This is a genomic window from Kribbella sp. NPDC051952 (genome assembly GCF_040680855.1).
Classification (GTDB): domain Bacteria; phylum Actinomycetota; class Actinomycetes; order Propionibacteriales; family Kribbellaceae; genus Kribbella.
In genome coordinates, this window is record NZ_JBFAXQ010000022.1 from 73,379 (window position 1) to 91,520 (window position 18,142).

Here is an 18,142-nt window from a genome sequence, read left to right on the forward strand (position 1 = left end):
ATCAGATGCGCTCATCAGTCTTCCTCCTGCTCGAAATCTCTCGGAACGCCATCGAGGCCGCTGTCCAGGACCACCCGGCCGGCCATCACATCGGCGGCGACCTCGTGCAACGGTCGCCCCCGGCTGTAGGCGTAGGCACGCAACCGGGCCAGTCCATCGGCGACGTTGATCCGTTGCTGGGAAGCGATCACTCCGGCCGCTTGGTGCACCTCCGCCCGCCGGGCGGAGAACGCGGCGTCGATCACCTCGTGCAAATCCGAACTGAGCCCGCGCCGAGCGTCCAGGGCGAGGACGAACAGTGCATCGGCGTAGATCAACGCGTCCTGGATCTGATCCGGTTGAAGGTACCCGGTCTGGCGCCGGTACACGGTCAGGACGCCGAGCCGCGCGGCACCGGCGCCGACCGGGAACGCGAACAGTCCGCGCACACCCAACTCGGTCGCGGCCGGCGCGAACGACGGCCACCGCCGCCCTGAGTCGACGTCGGAGAGGTCGGCCCGCAGGACCGGCGTACCCGTCGCGAGGACATCGCCGCTCGGCCCCTCGCCAAGAGTGGCCTGCAGTTCTTCCAGTTCACCCACATCGGGATCGGTTGCCAGCAATGGTTCGAACTCCCGGCCGTCGCGACGCATCGACAACGCGCCGCCGATCGCGTCCATGGCCTCTGCACAGGCGATCACGGCGTACCGCAGGGACGGCGGTTCGCCGTTGCTCCTGGCGACGGCATCGATCGCCGACCACACTTTGGCTCCGCGGTTGTGATCCACCCAGTCCGTCCACAGTCGGGCCGCCGACGGGCGGATGGTCCACCCTAGCGGCTCGACCGACGGACATCCGTGCACTACCACGCGCCTGTACCCCGCTCATCGAATTCTCACTCGACCGTACGCCAATTTCTTCCCGGCCGACGATGGACATCCGGCGCGGGCGTGGTTGACTTCCCCCAGGAGCAGAGGAGGTCGGCATGAACATCGTGTCGCCGGGTTTCACCGGCCGTCGCCGGAGTGGTTCGGATCTTCCGCCGGGGCAGTATCTGACCCGGGACTTTCCGGTCCTGTCGGCCGGTCCGACGCCGCACATCCAGACCGAGCACTGGGAATTCACGGTCACCACCGAGACCAACGACCTGGTCAAGTGGGACTGGGCCGCGTTGCTCGCCTTGCCGGCTGAAACGATAACCAAAGATATTCACTGTGTGACCCGGTGGACGAAGCTGGAAACGGAGTGGAAGGGCGTCTCGCTCGACACCCTGCTGGCTGACGTCGAGACCGGCGCCGACTTCGCGATGGTCCACAGCTACGGCGGATACACGACCAACCTGCCGCTGGACGACCTGCTCGACGGCCAGGCCTGGATCGCCTACGAGTACGACGGTGAGCCGCTGGACCCCGAACACGGCGGCCCGGCCCGGCTGCTCGTGCCGCACCTGTACTTCTGGAAGAGCGCCAAGTGGGTCCGCGGACTGGTCCTGTCCGACACCGAGGACCTCGGCTTCTGGGAGACCGCCGGCTACCACGAGTACGGAGACCCATGGAAAGAACAGCGATACGCCGGCGACTGACCTGGCAGACCGCCACGGTCGCCGACGTACGGCGTGAGACGGCGACCTCGCGGACGCTGGTGCTCGACGTACCGGAGTGGCCCGGGCACCTGGCCGGGCAGCACCTCGATGTCCGGTTGACCGCGGAAGACGGCTACCGGGCCTCCCGCTCGTACTCGGTCGCGTCGGCGTGGACCGGCGGCTCGATCGAGCTCACCGTCGAGCAGGTGCCCGACGGCGAGGTCTCGCCGTACCTGGTCGACGTACTGAAGGTGGGCGACCCGTTGGAGATCCGCGGACCGGTCGGCGGCTGGTTCGTCTGGAAGCCCGAGCAGGAAGGGCCGATCCAGCTGATCGGCGGGGGATCGGGCATCGTCCCATTGCGGGCGATGCTGCGCGCGCACAGCGCCGCGACGAGCACCACGCCGGTCCGGCTGCTCTATTCGGTACGGCGTCCTACGTCGGTGATCTACGTGGACGACCTGAAGGAGCTGGCCGCGTCGGACGACGTCGACGTACGACTCGTCTACACGCGCGAGGCGCCGGAGGGGGAGCCGCGGGTGGGGCGGATCGATGCCCAGCTGATCGAGGAGCACGCGTTCCGGCCGGAGGACGCGCCGACGACGTACGTCTGTGGGCCGACGCCGTTCGTGGAGACGGTGGCGGATCTGCTGGTCGAAGCCGGGCACGACCCGGCCCGGGTGAGAACAGAGCGGTTCGGACCCACAGGAGGCCCGCGATGACAGAAGCTACCTACCTCGACGGAAACGCGGCCGCGGGTGCTCTCAGCGAGCTCTTCGCCGTCGACATCACCGCAGCCATCACGCGGTGCGCGGGATGCGGCCACGTCGGTGTGTTCGCGGAGTCCCGCGTGTACGTCGACGCCCCGGGCATGGTCGCTCGCTGCGTCGGCTGCGAGGGCGTGCTGCTCCGGGTCGTGACCACCGGCGAGGACACCTATCTCGACCTCCGTGGGCTGACCTACCTCCGGGTTTCCAGCAGCTGATCAGCGACGCTGTTTGTTCTGGGTCCGCCGGATGGTGTCGCGCTGGGTCTCGCCGACGGCGCGTTCGTACGCGAGCACGAGGCCCTGGATCGTCACGGGCTTGAACCGCTCGACGAGTTGCTGGATGTGCTCCGGCGGTCCGCCCGAATCCCGGTAGTGCGGCCACACCTTGGTGCGGAACACCTCGGTGAGTTCCTCGGCGATCGCCCGGCCGTGTTCGGTGAAGATCCGGCCGGCGTCGAGCACCGCCTCAACGGGTAGATCCAGGTCGAGCAGTTCGACCCCGAGACTCAGATGAGCGGTCGCAACCTGGAACACGTCGTCGTCCGGCGTCGGCTCGACCACGCCGAGCGCGACCAGCATCTCGATGTCGTCATCGGTGAGCTCGCGGCCGGTACGGCGTACCAGGGTTGATCGATCGAGGGTCTCGGGAAGGTCCCGCATCCACGGGGTGAGCAGAGTGCGGTGCAGTGCGATGTCCTGCGGGCTCGCGTTCGGCGGGATGCGCTCGAGGTAGCCCTCGATCGCGGACAACGTGAAGCCGTGGGCCTGAAGTTCGCGCACGAGATCGAGCCGGGCGATGTGCTCGGGCCCGTAGTACCCGACCCGGCCGCGCCGGATCGGAGGCGGGATCAGCCCTCGCCCGGCATAGAAGCGCAATGTGCGCACCGTCATCCCGACCCGGGCCGACAACTCGTCGACTGTGAGGGTCGCTTCCCCCGCGACTTCAGACATGGCGGAGATCATAACGATCCCCGCTTGACCATCGTGACAGTGCGACTGTCACAATCAGTGGGGACGACCGACCGACGGGATCATCATGAGTAACGAAGCCTTCCTGTACGACGCGATCCGCACGCCGCGTGGTAAGGGCAAACCGACCGGGGCGCTGTACGAGGTCAAGCCGATCCAGCTGATCACCGGCCTCCTGCACGAACTGCGGAACCGGCACCCCGACCTCGATCCGGCCGTCATCGACGATGTCGTCCTCGGGGTGGTCACGCCGATCGGCGATCAGGGCATGGACATCGCCCGGACCGCCGTCCTCGCGGCCGGTTATCCGGAGACGACCGGCGGCGTGCAGCTCAACCGGTTCTGCGCGTCCGGTCTAGAGGCGGTGAACCAGGCGGCGCAGCGGATCCGGTCCGGCTGGGAGGACTTCATCCTCGCGGGCGGGGTCGAGTCGATGTCGCGCGTACCGATGGCCTCCGACGGCGGCGCGTGGGCGATGGACCCCGAGACGGCGCTGCAGACGAACTTCATCCCCCAGGGCATCAGTGCGGACCTGATCGCGACGCTCGACGGGTTCTCCCGGACCGACGTCGACGCGTACGCCGCCGAGTCGCACGCACGCGCTGCGAAGGCGTGGGCGAACGGGTACTTCACCCGTTCCGTCGTACCGGTCGAGGATCGCAACGGGCTGCGGATCCTCGACCACGACCAGCTCGTCCGGCCGGGGACGACGGTCGAGACGCTGGCCGGACTGCCCGCGTCGTTCGCGGCGATCGGCGAGCACGGTGGGTTCGACGCGGTGGCGCTGGAGAAGTACCTGACCGTTGAGCGGATCGAGCACGTGCATCACGCCGGCAACTCCTCCGGCATCGTCGACGGCGCCGCGCTGGTTGCTGTCGGCAACGAGAAGGCGGGCGAGGCGCTCGGTCAGGCGCCCCGTGGCCGGGTGGTCGCGACCGCGGTCAGCGGCGCCGACCCGACGATCATGCTGACCGGCCCGGCACCGGCCGCCCGGAAGGCGCTGGCCAAGGCCGGTCTCGAGGTCGGCGACATCGACCTGTTCGAGATGAACGAGGCGTTCGCGGCCGCCGTCCTGCACTTCATGAAGGACCTCGGCGCACCGCACGAGAAGGTGAACGTGAACGGCGGCGCGATCGCGCTCGGTCACCCACTCGGCGCGACCGGCGCGATGCTGATCGGAACCCTGCTGGACGAACTGGAGCGACGCGAGCTCCGGTACGGACTGGCCACCCTGTGCGTCGGCGGCGGGATGGGCGTCGCGACGATCATCGAGAGGCTTGCGGCATGATCTCCTGGGACCTGGCTGACGGCATCGTCACGCTGACGATGGACGACCCGGACGCGTCGGCGAACACGATGAACGAGACGTACCTCGCCGCGATGGCGGCCACGATCGAGCGTCTGCAGACCGCATCGGGCCTGAAGGGCGTGGTGATCACCAGTGCGAAGTCGACCTTCTTCGCGGGTGGGAACCTGCAGATGCTGTCGCAGCTCCAGCCGTCGGACGCGGCCCAGGTCTTCGAGACCGTCGAGGAGGTCAAGCGGCAGCTCCGGGTGCTGGAGACGCTCGGTGTACCGGTCGTTGCCGCGATCAACGGGTCGGCGCTCGGCGGTGGGCTGGAGATCGCGCTCGCGTGTCACCACCGGATCGTCGCGGACGACAACCGGATCGAGCTCGGCGTACCCGAGGTGACGCTCGGCCTGCTGCCCGGCGGTGGCGGGGTGACGCGGACCGTGCGGATGCTGGGTCTGCAGGACGCGCTGATGAAGGTGCTGCTGCAGGGTCAGCGGATGAAGCCTGCACACGCTCAGTCGGTCGGGATCGTGGATGAGGTGGTGCCGGCCAACGAGCTGCTCGACGCGGCCTACCGGTGGATCGCGGCGTACGACGGAGACGCGAAGCAGCCGTGGGATCGGGACGGGTACAAGATCCCCGGTGGTACGCCGGCCTCGCCGAAGCTGGCCGCGTTCCTGCCGGCCTTCCCGGCGAACCTGCGCAAGCAGCTGAAGGGTGCGCCGTACCCGGCGCCGCGGGCGATCATGAGCGCGGCGGTCGAGGGCAGCCAGGTCGACTTCGCCACTGCCTCGCGGATCGAGTCGCGGTACTTCGTGTCGCTGGCGACCGGGCAGATCGCCAAGAACATGATCCAGGCGTTCTTCTTCGACCTGCAGGCGATCAACGGCGGCGCTTCGCGGCCATCCGACGTGCCTGCCTATCGAGCCCACAAGGTCGGTGTCCTCGGTGCGGGCATGATGGGCGCGGGCATCGCCTATGTGTGCGCGAAGGTGGGCATCGAGGTGGTGCTCAAGGACGTCTCGCTCGAGGCCGCTGCGAAGGGCAAGTCGTATTCGGAGAAGCTGCTGGCCAAGCAGGTGCAGAAGGGCCGTCTTGATGCCGCTGAGGTGGAGGCCCTCCTCAGCCGGATCACGCCGACCGCGGACCCGAACGAGCTGGCCGGGTGCGACCTGGTGATCGAGGCGGTGTTCGAGAGCGAGGAGCTCAAGCAGAAGGTGTTCGCGGAGATCGCGGGCGTGGTGGAGCCGGACGCGTTGCTGTGCTCGAACACGTCGACCCTCCCGATCACCTCGCTGGCCGACGGGATCGATAGGCCGCACGACTTCATCGGCATGCACTTCTTCTCGCCGGTCGACCGGATGCCGCTGGTCGAGCTGATCGTGGGGGAGAAGACCTCGGACCGCGCGATCGCCAAGGCGTACGACGTGGTCCGGCAGATCAAGAAGACCCCGATCGTGGTCAACGACAGTCGTGGCTTCTTCACCTCACGTGTGTTCGGCACGCTGGTGATGGAGGGTGCGGCGATGGTCGCCGAGGGCATCGATCCGGTCACGATCGAGCGGGCCGCGACGCAGACCGGCTTCCCGGCGCCGCCGTTGGCGATGCTGGACGAGGTCACGCTCACGCTGCCGCAGAAGATCCGCGACGCGGCGCGGGCTGCCGGTGACAGTGCGGGTGCGTTCGACGACCATCCGGGAATGGCGGTCGCGGACCGGCTTGTCAACGAGTTCGACCGGCGCGGGAAGGCTGCGGGTGCGGGCTTCTACGAGTACCCGGCGGACGGGCCGAAGCGTTTGTGGCCAGGACTGTGGGAGCACTTCGCGCGTGACAGCGACGTACCACTGATCGATCTGCAGGAGCGGATGATCTTCGCGATGTCGCTCGAAACCGTGAAATGCCTGGACGAAGGGGTACTACGCTCCGTTGCCGATGCCAACATCGGCTCGATCTTCGGTATCGGTTTCCCGCCGCTGCACGGCGGCGCGCTGCAATACGTCAACGCCTACGGGCTTTCCGCGTTCGTCGAGCGGTCCCGTGCACTCGCCGCGTCGTACGGCGCGCGGTTCGACCCGCCGGCGTTACTGGTTCGCAAGGCAGCGGCCGGCGAGATCTTCGCCTGATCACGGACCGGTATCGACTCAAGCAAAGTCCACACATTCGAACAGAGAAGAGCGCGTCCGGTCTTGCATCGGGCGCGCTTTTGCGTCATGGTGCTGGCACTTCTACAACGATTGACCTGACGCTGGCCTGAGTCTGGTCTTCCGATGTGGCAGGGTCCGTTGCGGAAACGCGTGGCGGTAAAGGCTGTTGCAGTGTTGGAACTAGTTGTACTGTGTGCGAAATCGGAGATGCTTAACTTCGTTAAGTAACTCGGAACCTGGCGTCGTACCCCTGCGGCGTTGCTCTTCGGGAGGGTGGAATTCATGCCTGCTCATGTTCCGAACGCCGGTCTGACCCGGCGCGATCTGCTCAAGCGGACCGGTGGATTGGCCGCGCTCGCCGCGTTCACCGCGGCCTGCGGCGGAAATACCGGCCGGCCGGCCACGAATGACGGCGGCGGCGGCGCAAAGGTCAATCTGTCCCAGTGGTATCACCAGTACGGCGAAACCGGGACGCAGCAAGCCGCGACGAAGTACGCCAAGGCCTACACGGACGCGAACGTCGCCGTGCAGTGGACCCCGGGTGACTACGGGACCAAGCTGTCCTCCGGACTGCTGTCCAACAAGGGACCCGACGTCTTCGAGAGCCAGCTCAACATCGGCATGGTGAAGAGCAACCAGGTGGTCGCGCTCGACGACATCCTTGCCGACGTCAAGGATGACTTCCAGCCGGGCGACCTGGCCACGAACACCGTCGACGGCAAGATCTACGGCATCCGGATGATCGTGGACCCGCAGGTGATCTACTACCGCAAGTCCCTGCTGGACAAGGCCGGGATCAAGCCACCGGAGACGATCGACGACCTGATCTCCGCCGCCAAGGAACTCACCACGAACAAGGTGAAGGGCATCTTCGTCGGCAACGACGGCGGCCTGGCGCTCGGCGGACCGGCACTGTGGGCCTCCGGTGGCCAGTACCTGACCGACGATCACAAGCCGGGCTTCACCGACGGGCGTGCGGCGCAGGCGTTCGGCAAGCTGCACGAGCTCTACGCGAGCAAGAGCGTGCTGCTCGGCTCGCCGACCGACTGGACCGACCCGGGCGCGATCAACCAGGGCCTGGCCGCGATGCAGTGGATCGGTATGTGGGCCGTGCCTGGCATGCAGAAGGCGCTCGGCGACGACCTCGGTGTGTTCGCCTTCCCGGCGCTGGACGCGCAGAGCAAGCCGGCCGTGTACTCCGGCGGCTGGACCCAGTTCATCTCGGCGAAGAGCGCGAACGTGGACGCGGCCAAGAAGTTCGTGAAGTGGCTGTGGCTGGAGAAGGAGGACTTCCAGGAGGACTGGTGCCTCAACTACGGCTTCCACATCCCGCCGCGCAAGAGCCTGGCGGCGAAGGCGGCCAAGCTGCAGAGCGGCGTGGCGGCCGACACGGTCAAGCTGACCGCGGACTACGGCCACACCGACAACCCGGCCTGGACTCCGAAGATGGGTACGGCGTTCGGCGACATGCTCACCAACGTCATCAAGAAGGGAGCCGACCCCGCCGCCGAAATCAGTAAGGCCGAGAAGACCGTCAACGCCGAACTGTCCCGGTTGTTCGGATGAGCGCTTCGGTCAAAACCGCCAAGGACCCCGCCATCACTGGTGAGCGGCGGGGTTCGCGGCGGCAGAAGGGGATCGCCGGAAACGCCCTGTGGTTCTGGGTGTTCGTCGGTCCGTTCGTCATCGGTCTGCTGGTCTTCTCGTACCTGCCGATCATCTGGAGCCTGGTCCTCAGCTTCTTCGAGGCCTACAACACCGCGACACCGTCGAAGTTCGTCGGGCTGCAGAACTACGTCGACATGCTCAAGGACCACAACTTCCTGAGCAGCCTCGGCACGTTCACGATCTTCGCGGTGTTCATCGTGCCGCTGACGTTCGCGCTGTCGCTGGTACTGGCGTTGCTGGTCAACCAGGTGAAGATCGCACGCGCGTTCTTCCGGTCGGTGTTCTTCCTGCCGACCGCGTGCTCGTACGTGGTCGCGTCGCTGGTCTGGCGGCTGTCGATCTTCAACGGCGTCCGGTTCGGCCTGGCGAACACGGTGCTGGGGTGGTTCGGTGTCGACGGGATCGCGTGGCTCTCGACCGTCGATCCGCCGTGGTACTGGCTCCCGATCGTCACGGTGCGGCTGTGGCTGCAGCTCGGGTTCTACATGATCTTGTTCATCGCCGGTCTGCAACGGATCTCGCCGACGCTGTACGAGGCGGCGTACGTGGACGGGGCGAAGCCCGGCTGGCAGGTGTTCCGGTACATCACGTTGCCGCAGTTGCGGGCGACGTCGGTCGCCGTACTGATCCTGAACCTGATCGCGGCGTACCAGGCGTTCGACGAGTTCTACAACCTGGTCGGCAACGTGAACTACGCGCGGCCGCCGCTGGTCTACCTGTACGGGATCTCGCTGGGGTCGATCCAGGACCTCGGCCATGGTTCGGCGGGTGCACTCATCCTGGCAGTCATCATCATGATCGTGACGCTGCTGCAGAGCCGGCTCTTCGGCTTCGGAAAGGCAGGTGACTGATGGCCGTCGCCGAGCGTACGACGGGAACACCCCAGCCGATCGGGTTCAGCCGTAGCCCGCTCGGGCGGGTCGGCCTGGTGCTGCGCTGGATCGCGCTGTTCATCGCGGTGGTGCTGTTCCTGCTGCCGTTCTACCTGATCCTGCGTAACGCGCTGTCCACCGAGGGCGACATCACGGCTCCGGACTGGACCCTGTTCCCGGCGCATCTGCAGTGGGGGAACATCTCCGAGCTGTTCAAGGACACCCAGGTGCCGATGGCGCGGGCGCTGTACAACTCCGCCGTGGTGGGGATCCTGGGCACGGCCGGACAGTTGCTGTTGGCATCGATGGCGGGGTACGGGCTGGCCCGGATCCCTTATCGGCATGCGGACAAGATCTTCTACTCGATCGTCGCGACGCTGATGATCCCGGGTGCGGTCACGTTCATTCCCAGCTTCATCGTGGTGTCGTCGCTGGGGTGGGTGTCGTCGTTGCGGGGTCTGATCATTCCCACGTTGTTCAGTGGGTTCGCGGCGTTCCTGTTCCGGCAGTACTTCCTCGGGTTCCCCAAGGAACTGGAGGAGGCCGCGCGGGTGGACGGGGCCGGGTACTTCGGGGTCTTCTGGCGGATCGTCGTACCGAACTCGCTGCCGTTCTTCGCGGCGCTGGCGGCGATCACGTTCATCGGCAACTGGAACTCGTTCCTGTGGCCGCTGGTGATCGGTCAGGATCCGTCGTCGTGGACGGTGCAGGTCGCGATGTCCACGTTCGTGACCGCCCAGACCATCAACATCCATGAACTCTTCATGGCGGTTGCCGTCTCGATCTTCCCGTTGGTCCTCATCTTCGCCTTCCTCCAGCGCTACCTGATCCAAGGCGTAACCCAGTCCGGCATCAAGGACTAACAGGCCGGCGGCGGGGAGTCCACCAGGCCCCCCGCCGCCAACCCCCGGCGTACGGCGTGTGCGGATCGGCCGTCGGCACCATCTCCACCGGCGTCACCACGGCGGAGGGCACTTGGGGGGATATCCCTTGGTGATGTCGGTTGTCTGGTGGTGTGAGCGGGGGAGAAGCGGCAACTCGCGGGGATATCCCCAGGGCGCTCCTGGGACAGACTGTGCTCCGCCCGGTGTGATCACGTCGACCAGATCTCAACGTCATCCTGCGGATGCTGCCTGAGATCGGCGTGCGTGGTGGGTTAGCGCCAGTCGTTCTACCGATGCGGGGGTGGTAGGGCGGCTTTTAGCGTTTTGGGTATGGGAAAAGTGATTGTTCATAACCAGATCACCGTCAACGGGGCCTTCGAGGCGCCTACGCCTGAGCACTGGCTGGAGTTCGACGCCGACAGTGGTGACGCCGGGCTCGAGCAGCTGATCCTGGCTGATGCGCTGCTGCTCGGCCGGAAGACGTACGAGGGGCTGGCGGCCGTCTGGCCGAGCCTCGCCGAGGATCCGCTGATGGGCCACTACGCGGAGCGCATCAACGGCATGCCGAAGTACGTCGCCTCGCGGACGCTGACCGGGTCCCTGGAATGGAACGCCACCCTGATCGAGGGCGACGTCGTACAGGCCATCCCCGAGCTCAAGAAGTCGCACCCGGGCAACCTGATCATCTCCGGATGCGGGGAGCTGGCCGACACCTTGGCGCAGGAGGGCCTGGTCGACGAGTTCTGGTTCTGGGTGAATCCGCACCTGTGGCCGTCCGGTCCGCGGATCCTCGACGGCGTCGGACCCATCCGCCTCCAGCTGGTCGCGGCGACGCCATTCAGATCCGGTGTGGTCTGGCTACGCTACCGGCCGGCCGAGGCTTGAGGGATCTGGCCTATGGAACGGTTACCTTCTTCACCAGGCATCAGTGACGCATATGGAGGTACGACGATGGACACGTCCGCGTATTTGAACGCGGTTGTCGAACAGACGAACACGTTCGCCGATTGGGTGGACGGCAAGGACGCGTCTGCCCCGGTACCGACTTGCCCGAAGTGGACGCTCCTTGATCTTGTCGACCATGTCGGTGCGACCCAGCGCATGGTGACGATGCTCGTGGGCGAGCGGATGACCGATCCGAGCCAGGCCTTCGCCCGGCAAGCCAAGGGTCCGACCGATTCGGCCGAGTGGCGCGCCTGGCTGATCGCCGGAGCGGCTGAGGCGAAGCAGGCCTTCGAATCGGTCTCCGAGGACACGCCAGTATGGGATCCGTCCGGCGCCGAAGCGGGCGTGCAGTTCTGGTCACGTCGCCTGCTCGGCGAGGCTTGTGTGCACAGCGCCGACGCAGCTGCGGCCACCGGTACGCCGTACAAGCTCGCGCCCGAGCCCGCCGTCGCAGCCATCGAGGACTGGCTCGACACCATGACGTCCGCCGGTTACTGGGAGAACAGGCCGGACTTCGCCGAGGCGATGCGTGGCGACGGCCAGACCCTGCACTTCCACACGACCGACGCGCCCGGGGAGTGGCTGGCACGCCGGGAGCCGGACAAGGTCGTCCTCGAGCGGACGCACACCAAGGCGGACGTCGCCGTACGCGGCCCGGGCGCCGAGCTACTGCTCGTGCTCACCAGGCGCGGCCCGCTGAGCGAGGCTGCCAACCTGGAAGTGCTCGGAGATCGGGCCCTGTTCGAGCACTGGATCGAGCACATGGACTGGGTCACCGACTGACCGTGGTGCGGAGGGGGAGCGGGGTCGGGAACTGGATTCGGGCGACCGGGCAGAAACGGGTATGCATCCTCTACGCGTCGACGCCGAGCCCGTCACGGTTGACTCCGTGCCGGCCGGCCCCGCCCCACCCGCCGCTGTCTTGTCGGAGCCGCTCGGATCGACGGAACAGGCCAGAGACTCGCCGGAGATTAGGCCCGAGAGAGCGCTGGGTGGGGATGCGCGCGAGGTGTTTGCGCGCTTGTTCGATCAGTACGCCGTCACCATCCACCGCTACGTCGCCCGGCGGCTAGGCCGTACCGAGGCCGACGACCTGCTCGGCCAGACGTTCCTGATCGCATTCGAACGCAGGCATCGGTACGCCGGTACGTCCGAGAGCGCACTGCCGTGGCTCTACGGGATCGCGACCAACCTGATACACCGGCGGCGGCGCGACGAAGTGCGTCAGTACCGCGCCTACTCCCGGGCGGAACCGGCCGGTCTCGATCGGCACGACGACTCGCTGTCCACGGGGGTCGCGGCGCGGATCGATGCGGAGTCGGCGTCGCGGGCGCTGACCGGCGTACTGGCCGGATTGCGCCAGGCGGAGCGCGACGTACTGCTGCTCTACGCCTGGGAAGACCTCAGCTACGCCGAGATCGCTGCGGCACTGGACCTACCCATCGGGACCGTGCGGTCCCGCCTGCACCGAGCGCGTCGAGCCCTTCGCTCCGCCCTCGGACCCGACTTCCAGGAGACCCTGTCATGACCGAGATCGACCTGCTCAAGCGCGTGCGCGACGACGTACAAGACCCCGATCCCGCTGTCCTGGCCGCGGCTCGTGAGCGGCTGCTGAGTCCCACGCCTGTCCGCCGTCGGCTTGCGCCCGTACGTCGCCTTGCCAGCCGTCCGGTGGATCCGGCGCCCGTACGTCGTCCAGTCGCTAGATCGCGCCTGGTCCTCGCTGGAGGGCTTGCGCTGACGCTGGCCGGTGGGCTCCTCGTCGCTGACGTGATCGGTCGCGACAGCGGTCAGGTGCCCGGTGCGGTCGCCGACGCCGGCACCTTCCTTGCCAACGCGTCCGCCCAACTCAGCGCCAACCCGGATGCTCCGATTCCGCCCGGGCAGTTCCGCCAGATCACGGTTCAGAGGTCGAGCATCGCGCCGTTCGGAACCACGCCGGAGCTGCGGGCGACGACGTACAGCCGGTCCGACAAATGGATCCCGTCTGTGGACAACAGCCAGTACGTGACCAGGTACATCCGGAACTACAAGGTGGACTTCGAGACGCCGGCCGCCCGGGTTGCCGCGCATACGCAGGCTCCCGATCTGTTCGAGGTCGCGAAGCCGAAGATCTTCCGCACGACCTGCGGGGACATGACGATCAGCGCGGCTCCCGGGGCTGAGCGCCGGATTGCGCCGTTCCTGTGCAAACCCAGCTGGATGGTCGCGACGCCGCAGTTCCTCGCCCGCCAGCCACGGGACCCGGACGCGTTGCTCGCCTCGCTGCGGAACGACACCGGGATGGGAATGGGAGGCCTCGCCCCCGACCAAAGGGCCTTCGCGAACCTCGCGTCCGCGCTGAGCACCGGAATCGTCCCGGCCGACCTCCGCGCAGCCCTGTACCAAGCCGCCCGCAAGATCCCGGGCATCCAGCTCCTGCAGGACGTCGTCACCCTCGACGGCCGCCGCGGCCGCGCTATCGGCCTGGCCAACAACGGATACCGTCACGACATCATCATCTCCGCCGCGAACGGTCAGTACATTGGCGACCGAATCGTCGTCACCCAGGACGGTCCCGGCAAAACCAACGCCAACGGCCACCCGGACAAGGCGCTAAAACCGGGCGACACCTACTACTCAAACTCAGTAACCACCCAGATAACCCCAACCCGACCGCCCACCAAGTAGGCCGTGCCGCTCGGTTCTGAGCCGGGGTTCAGCGGTTGGGTGGGCGTTGGGTCCAGAAGAGGGTGTGGCCGGTGGAGGCTTCGGGGATGAAGGATTGGTGGGTGACGGTCAGGCCGGCTTGGGTTAGCCAAGTTTTGTTGGTGGTGGCGTCGGTGTGGCTCCACCACATGGGGACTCCGCCGTCCAACCAGTTGTCGTCGGTGCCGGTCCATTCACCGTGGCCGGTGGTGCAGAGGAACCAACCGCCTGGTTTGAGCCACGTGGCGATGTTCTTGAGCAGGTCCTGTTGCTCGTTCAGCGGGATGTGGATCAGGGCGTAGAGGGAGACAACCGCGTCGAAGGACTCGGGCGGGAAGTCCAGTGTGGTTGCGTCGGCGCGGATGAACTCGGCGGCCGGGACGAGTTCACGCGCACGTTGGATCTGCACCTCGCTGATGTCGACGCCGGTGACGTGGTGGCCGGCGGCGGTGAGTTCGCGGGCGATCGGGACACCGCTGCCGCAGCCGACGTCGAGTACGCGACTACCTGGCTCGAGTCGTGCGGTCAGCTCGTCGATCCAGCTTCGGTACTTGGTGTCCGCGCCGGTTGCTTCGTCGTACCTGGTGGACAGTACGTCGTAGCCGCGCCGGACCATCTGTTTCGGATCGTCCGCTGTCATGCCCGCCGACGCTACGGCGAGATGATGCGCCGGGCAACGGGTTTCCCTGTGCCTTGCATCCGCGGGGGTGGTTCGGTTGGATGCGTTGGTGATCAGGCTGGTTGTGTTGTGTGGGACGTCGTTCTCTGGGAAGAGCACGGTGGCGCGCGTGTTGGCCTCGCGGTTGGGTGCGACGGTCGTGAGTCTCGACGAGATCAATGAACGCCGTGGGTTGTGGGGTGGGGACGGGATCCCGGTCGAGGAGTGGGTCCGGACCCATGAGCTCGCCTCGGATGAGGTGCGTGGGCTCCTTGCGTCGGGTACGTCGGTGATTGTTGACGACACCAGTTCACCTCGTTTCCTGCGCGACGGTTGGCGTTCGCTGGCCGCGGCGGCGGGGGCTCGATTCACCTTGATCTACGTCGATGTGGACCACGCAACCGTCCGTCGCCGACGAGCCGCCAACCAGGCGGATCCACACCGCCGTGACGTCACGGACGCCGTACTCGATCAACACCTCGCCGACTTCGAACCACCCCAACCCGACGAGAACGCTGTACGAGTGAACTCCGCGGACGACCTGCAGCACTTGACGATCTGAGTGCTTGTACGTTGGCCGGTTGGTCGATTTGGCCTGATCGAACAAGTGTTCTAATATTAGTGCATGCGAGAGATCTTGGTCAGTGAGCGTGGTGGTGGTCGTTCAGCCGTCGCCGACACCGCCACGCCGGCCTCGCAATCTCGCGTACATTGCCGATGCGGTGACTCCACCTGGTCGGATGATCGTGCGGTGTCGGAGGAGTTCGGCATTCCTGATGGTCTTGATATGCCGGAGGAACCTGGCGATCTCGCTGGCCCGCGGTTCGTGAGTGAGCAAGATGTGTGGGATGCCGAGCTGGATGCGCTGCTGGGCCGGGATCGGGTGTCGCGCGTTGATGGGCTCGAGTGGGAGTTGTGGGACGGTGTCGAGCAGGACGCGGCGGAGCGGGAGATGCTGCGTCAGGCGGCGCCGGACTGGGTGCTCCTGCCGCCTGGTGGTGCACTGGCGTCTGCGTTGGAGGGGACGCGGCCGCAGGCGATGTCGCCGATGGCGCTGATCGAACTGATGAAGGCGGCCAATCGCCTGTGTGGTTGGGCGGAATCGATCAAAGCAAGTGCGATGGCGTCGTTCTACCGGCAGCGCCGGGCGGAGCATAGCGAGTCGCCTCGCCCGACCCAGCTGGACTCGTCAGGCCGCCCGATCGATCCCGAGCGGTCCTGGTACGGCGAGATCGGTTTGGCGCTGGGCCTGTCGCCGAACACGGTCGGTCCGCGGGTCGAGACCGCATTGCGGCTGACATCGACATTGTCGGCGACGTACACGGGCCTGAAGTGTGGGGCGCTGACCTGGGGCAAGGCCCTGGCGATTTCCGAAGCGACCAGCAACCTGTCCGACGAGGCGGCGCAAGCTGTCGAGGCGCATGTGCTGAAGCGTGCCGCGAAACAGACCCACAAGAACCTGCTGGTATCGCTGCGCCGTCAGGTCGCCAAGCACACGATCCATGAGGCGGCCGAGGCGCATCGTGCGGCCGTAGCTGAGCGGACCTGCAAGATCGTCCCGCTGGCCGACGGTATGGCAGGCCTATGGGTGGTTCACACCTCCGACAAGATCCAGCAGATGTGGGTCGTCATCCAAGCCATGGCCACCCTCGCCAAACGCAACACCCCCACACCCATGAACCCTACGACCGCCCTCACCACCGCCAACGCCGAAGCCGCCAACCCCACCACACGCTTGCCGGCCCCGGTCAACCGGGAACAGGACATTGTCGGACCCGTCTCCAGCGCGGGGCCACGCGACGTCGGCTCGATCGGCGGCGACTCCGCGACGCAGGCCTGGTCCAGTGGATGCAGCACTGCTTCCAAAGGTGCAGATGTTGTGAGTGGTGACGGTGCTGAACACGACGTTGGCGGTGCGCATGGTGGTGGTGGCGAGGAGGCGGTGGGTCGGGACGGGCGCAGTGTCGAGCAGCGGCGGGCGGATGTGGCCGCGGATCTGTTCGAGCAGATCCTGCACAACGGTCTGGACTGGCTCGGCAGGCGGTTGCCGGATCAGCATCGGCGCCGCCCCCACATCGAAGTCGTAGTACCCGCGTCCACCCTGCTCGGCCTCGACGACGATCCGGCCGAGCTGACCGGCTACGGCCCGATCCCTGCCGACATGGCACGACGCATCGCGGCTGACGGCACCTGGCGACGGCTACTCACCGATCCCACCAATGGCACAGTCCTCGAAGCCTCCACCACCCGCCATGACCCCGGAGTCCTGGTCACCGAGACGCTGCTCGCTCGCCACCCCGTGTGTGCCTGGCCCGGCTGCAACCGAACCTCGCGAGACTGCGACCGCGACCACACGACACCCTTCGCCCGCACCGGCACCACGAGCCTTACCGGATTGGCGCCGTACTGCGAATACCACCACGTCATCAAAGACACCCCCGCCTGGGGCTGGACCACCACCAGCCACCCCGACGGCTCCATCACCCTCACCACCCCCACCGGCCACCGCTACACCACCGTGCCACCCGCCCGCGGCCCCCTCACCCAACCACCATCCACCGAACCAACCCCTACGCCGAAACCCCACATAGCAAGAACCCACACCGCGGAACCCCGCACAGCCGGGAACCACGCAGCCGGAAGTCACCCAGCCGGGAATGAGGCGGTCGGGAATGACGCAGCCAAGCGCCACCCTCGCGGTGCCCTACCGATGCCTCCTAGCGAGCAGGCTGCCTACCTCGAGCCTCCTCCGTTCTGACAGCGGCGCGGGATTCCGGGGTGCGGGCACGCGCCGCGCGCCTACCCGGAGCGCCAGTACTGGCACGGGCACCGGCGGGCGCCTATCTCGCTGAACCGGTCGAGGGCCGAGCTGTCGCGGGCCTACCAGGCGCCGTACGCGTGAAATCGGCGGACGACCCTCGGGACTTGCCTGCACAGTTCTTAGGGCAGCCGCAGTTGGTGGGTGGTGAGGCGCTGGGTGACCTGGAATCCGTGTAGCAGGTAGAGGTGCTGGGCGCGGGTCGGGCTTTCGCCGTCGACGGTCAGGGTGATGGGGCCTGATCGGGTCTCGCGGCAGAGCAGGAGGACCGATGCCAACAGGGCAGAGGAGATGCCGCGCGTGCGCCAAGCCGGGATGGTGCCGATCGGGCCTAGTTCGATTCCGCCGTGGTCCTGGATGAAGCCGAGAGCGAATCCTGCGACTTGGCCATCAGGAGCTACTGCCAGGGTGGCGAGATCGGTGGCGAACGAGTCGGAAGCGGTCAGGCGCTCCCAGGCTTCTGCGGTGTGTGGTTCAACGGGGCGTTGGTCGCGGTAGGCCTGTTCGTACGCCGTCTGGAACTCGGACAGCACCTCGTCGGACCAGCGGCCGTAGCGCAGCGGGGCTGGCAGGTCTGGTTGAACACGAGGCCAGGTCTTGTTGTCGTGAACCATCGTCCACAAAGGGAAGGCGCGGTCGAACCCCAAGGCACGGAGCTGATCTGCGTCGGCTGACCGCTCAGTAGATAGGGCGATCTGCAGGATGCTCAGGCCGGGCGTCGAGTTCGCCAGTTGGATGAGGCGACTGATCTCGGCGAACCGGTCGAGGGTCGAGTCGTCGCGGGTCCACCATGCGCCGTACCGCGACTATGACCACTGGCAGGTCGAAGGACGGCTACTGCAGCCTCCGTGGCCAGGCCCGGATCGGCGATC

The 18,142-nt window shown here is 66.8% G+C and carries 18 protein-coding genes; 14 read left to right on the forward strand and 4 right to left on the reverse strand.

Annotation, left to right across the window (positions count from 1 at the left end):
• Positions 1 to 14: 14 nt before the first annotated feature.
• A complete protein-coding gene (locus AB0L70_RS32220) occupies positions 15 to 767 on the reverse strand; it encodes a GAF and ANTAR domain-containing protein (protein WP_363690548.1) in 753 nt (250 codons plus the stop codon).
• A gap of 197 nt (positions 768 to 964) precedes the next feature.
• Here AB0L70_RS32220 and AB0L70_RS32225 point away from each other — a divergent pair, with 197 nt between their 5' ends.
• The 3 genes from AB0L70_RS32225 to AB0L70_RS32235 are packed head-to-tail and all read left to right on the forward strand — an operon-like array spanning position 965 to position 2,546.
• The gene (locus AB0L70_RS32225; RefSeq protein ID WP_363690549.1) at positions 965 to 1,561 is read left to right on the forward strand and encodes a sulfite oxidase-like oxidoreductase; all 597 of its coding nucleotides are present in this window, start codon (positions 965 to 967) and stop codon (positions 1,559 to 1,561) included.
• A complete protein-coding gene (locus AB0L70_RS32230) occupies positions 1,531 to 2,283 on the forward strand; it encodes a ferredoxin reductase (RefSeq protein WP_363690550.1) in 753 nt (250 codons plus the stop codon). Before AB0L70_RS32225 ends, AB0L70_RS32230 begins: the two co-directional genes overlap by 31 nt.
• Complete coding sequence (locus AB0L70_RS32235) at positions 2,280 to 2,546, forward strand: DUF6510 family protein (RefSeq protein WP_363690551.1); 267 nt, start codon at positions 2,280 to 2,282, stop codon at positions 2,544 to 2,546. The genes AB0L70_RS32230 and AB0L70_RS32235 overlap by 4 nt, the downstream gene beginning before the upstream one ends.
• Here the strand turns inward: AB0L70_RS32235 and AB0L70_RS32240 are convergent, their stop codons facing one another.
• The gene (locus AB0L70_RS32240; protein WP_363690552.1) at positions 2,547 to 3,281 is read right to left on the reverse strand and encodes a MerR family transcriptional regulator; all 735 of its coding nucleotides are present in this window, start codon (positions 3,279 to 3,281) and stop codon (positions 2,547 to 2,549) included. It abuts the gene before it with no gap.
• An 85-nt stretch (positions 3,282 to 3,366) separates the two neighbouring features.
• Between AB0L70_RS32240 and AB0L70_RS32245 the strand changes: the two genes are divergently transcribed.
• The 9 genes from AB0L70_RS32245 (at position 3,367) to AB0L70_RS32285 (ending at position 13,776) form a co-directional block, all read left to right on the forward strand.
• A complete protein-coding gene (locus AB0L70_RS32245; protein ID WP_363690553.1) occupies positions 3,367 to 4,587 on the forward strand; it encodes an acetyl-CoA C-acetyltransferase in 1,221 nt (406 codons plus the stop codon).
• On the forward strand, positions 4,584 to 6,716 hold the full coding sequence (locus AB0L70_RS32250; protein WP_363690554.1) for a 3-hydroxyacyl-CoA dehydrogenase NAD-binding domain-containing protein: 2,133 nt from the start codon (positions 4,584 to 4,586) through the stop codon (positions 6,714 to 6,716). Before AB0L70_RS32245 ends, AB0L70_RS32250 begins: the two co-directional genes overlap by 4 nt.
• 303 nt (positions 6,717 to 7,019) lie before the next feature.
• Positions 7,020 to 8,303: a sugar ABC transporter substrate-binding protein gene (locus AB0L70_RS32255; RefSeq protein ID WP_363690555.1), complete on the forward strand. Its 1,284-nt coding sequence runs from the start codon at positions 7,020 to 7,022 to the stop codon at positions 8,301 to 8,303.
• Positions 8,300 to 9,256, forward strand: coding sequence for a sugar ABC transporter permease (locus tag AB0L70_RS32260; protein WP_363690556.1), 957 nt, complete (start codon positions 8,300 to 8,302; stop codon positions 9,254 to 9,256). The genes AB0L70_RS32255 and AB0L70_RS32260 overlap by 4 nt, the downstream gene beginning before the upstream one ends.
• Positions 9,256 to 10,140 carry a carbohydrate ABC transporter permease gene (locus AB0L70_RS32265; RefSeq protein ID WP_363690557.1) on the forward strand — a complete coding sequence of 295 codons (885 nt, stop codon included), beginning with the start codon at positions 9,256 to 9,258 and terminating at the stop codon, positions 10,138 to 10,140. Before AB0L70_RS32260 ends, AB0L70_RS32265 begins: the two co-directional genes overlap by 1 nt.
• Before the next feature lie 351 nt (positions 10,141 to 10,491).
• Positions 10,492 to 11,046, forward strand: a complete 555-nt coding sequence (locus AB0L70_RS32270; RefSeq protein WP_363690558.1) for a dihydrofolate reductase family protein — start codon at positions 10,492 to 10,494, stop codon at positions 11,044 to 11,046.
• 66 nt (positions 11,047 to 11,112) lie between these two features.
• Positions 11,113 to 11,889, forward strand: a complete 777-nt coding sequence (locus AB0L70_RS32275) for a maleylpyruvate isomerase family mycothiol-dependent enzyme (RefSeq protein WP_363690559.1) — start codon at positions 11,113 to 11,115, stop codon at positions 11,887 to 11,889.
• Positions 11,890 to 12,115: 226 nt separating this feature from the next.
• The gene (locus tag AB0L70_RS32280; RefSeq protein ID WP_363690560.1) at positions 12,116 to 12,634 is read left to right on the forward strand and encodes an RNA polymerase sigma factor; all 519 of its coding nucleotides are present in this window, start codon (positions 12,116 to 12,118) and stop codon (positions 12,632 to 12,634) included.
• Positions 12,631 to 13,776: a CU044_5270 family protein gene (locus AB0L70_RS32285; RefSeq protein WP_363690561.1), complete on the forward strand. Its 1,146-nt coding sequence runs from the start codon at positions 12,631 to 12,633 to the stop codon at positions 13,774 to 13,776. The genes AB0L70_RS32280 and AB0L70_RS32285 overlap by 4 nt, the downstream gene beginning before the upstream one ends.
• Before the next feature lie 28 nt (positions 13,777 to 13,804).
• On the opposite strand, the gene AB0L70_RS32290 is transcribed toward AB0L70_RS32285, so the two are convergent.
• Entirely contained in the window at positions 13,805 to 14,434 is a 630-nt protein-coding gene (locus AB0L70_RS32290) for a class I SAM-dependent methyltransferase (RefSeq protein WP_363690562.1), read from the reverse strand.
• 103 nt (positions 14,435 to 14,537) lie between these two features.
• Here AB0L70_RS32290 and AB0L70_RS32295 point away from each other — a divergent pair, with 103 nt between their 5' ends.
• Complete coding sequence (locus AB0L70_RS32295; protein WP_363690607.1) at positions 14,538 to 15,014, forward strand: ATP-binding protein; 477 nt, start codon at positions 14,538 to 14,540, stop codon at positions 15,012 to 15,014.
• Positions 15,015 to 15,239: 225 nt separating this feature from the next.
• A complete protein-coding gene (locus tag AB0L70_RS32300) occupies positions 15,240 to 17,210 on the forward strand; it encodes an HNH endonuclease signature motif containing protein (protein ID WP_363690563.1) in 1,971 nt (656 codons plus the stop codon).
• A gap of 182 nt (positions 17,211 to 17,392) precedes the next feature.
• On the opposite strand, the gene AB0L70_RS32305 is transcribed toward AB0L70_RS32300, so the two are convergent.
• On the reverse strand, positions 17,393 to 17,884 hold the full coding sequence (locus AB0L70_RS32305; protein WP_363690564.1) for a GNAT family N-acetyltransferase: 492 nt from the start codon (positions 17,882 to 17,884) through the stop codon (positions 17,393 to 17,395).
• Between the last annotated feature and the right edge of the window lie 258 nt (positions 17,885 to 18,142).

Coding starts and splice junctions, on each gene's coding strand:
- AB0L70_RS32225 (WP_363690549.1), top strand. CDS start 965: ATGAACATCGTGTCGCCGGGTTTCACCGGCCGTCGCCGGAGTGGTTCG.
- AB0L70_RS32230 (WP_363690550.1), top strand. CDS start 1,531: ATGGAAAGAACAGCGATACGCCGGCGACTGACCTGGCAGACCGCCACG.
- AB0L70_RS32235 (WP_363690551.1), top strand. CDS start 2,280: ATGACAGAAGCTACCTACCTCGACGGAAACGCGGCCGCGGGTGCTCTC.
- AB0L70_RS32240 (WP_363690552.1), bottom strand. CDS start 3,281: ATGTCTGAAGTCGCGGGGGAAGCGACCCTCACAGTCGACGAGTTGTCG.
- AB0L70_RS32245 (WP_363690553.1), top strand. CDS start 3,367: ATGAGTAACGAAGCCTTCCTGTACGACGCGATCCGCACGCCGCGTGGT.
- AB0L70_RS32250 (WP_363690554.1), top strand. CDS start 4,584: ATGATCTCCTGGGACCTGGCTGACGGCATCGTCACGCTGACGATGGAC.
- AB0L70_RS32255 (WP_363690555.1), top strand. CDS start 7,020: ATGCCTGCTCATGTTCCGAACGCCGGTCTGACCCGGCGCGATCTGCTC.
- AB0L70_RS32260 (WP_363690556.1), top strand. CDS start 8,300: ATGAGCGCTTCGGTCAAAACCGCCAAGGACCCCGCCATCACTGGTGAG.
- AB0L70_RS32265 (WP_363690557.1), top strand. CDS start 9,256: ATGGCCGTCGCCGAGCGTACGACGGGAACACCCCAGCCGATCGGGTTC.
- AB0L70_RS32270 (WP_363690558.1), top strand. CDS start 10,492: ATGGGAAAAGTGATTGTTCATAACCAGATCACCGTCAACGGGGCCTTC.
- AB0L70_RS32275 (WP_363690559.1), top strand. CDS start 11,113: ATGGACACGTCCGCGTATTTGAACGCGGTTGTCGAACAGACGAACACG.
- AB0L70_RS32285 (WP_363690561.1), top strand. CDS start 12,631: ATGACCGAGATCGACCTGCTCAAGCGCGTGCGCGACGACGTACAAGAC.
- AB0L70_RS32290 (WP_363690562.1), bottom strand. CDS start 14,434: ATGACAGCGGACGATCCGAAACAGATGGTCCGGCGCGGCTACGACGTA.
- AB0L70_RS32300 (WP_363690563.1), top strand. CDS start 15,240: ATGCCGGAGGAACCTGGCGATCTCGCTGGCCCGCGGTTCGTGAGTGAG.
- AB0L70_RS32305 (WP_363690564.1), bottom strand. CDS start 17,884: ATGGTTCACGACAACAAGACCTGGCCTCGTGTTCAACCAGACCTGCCA.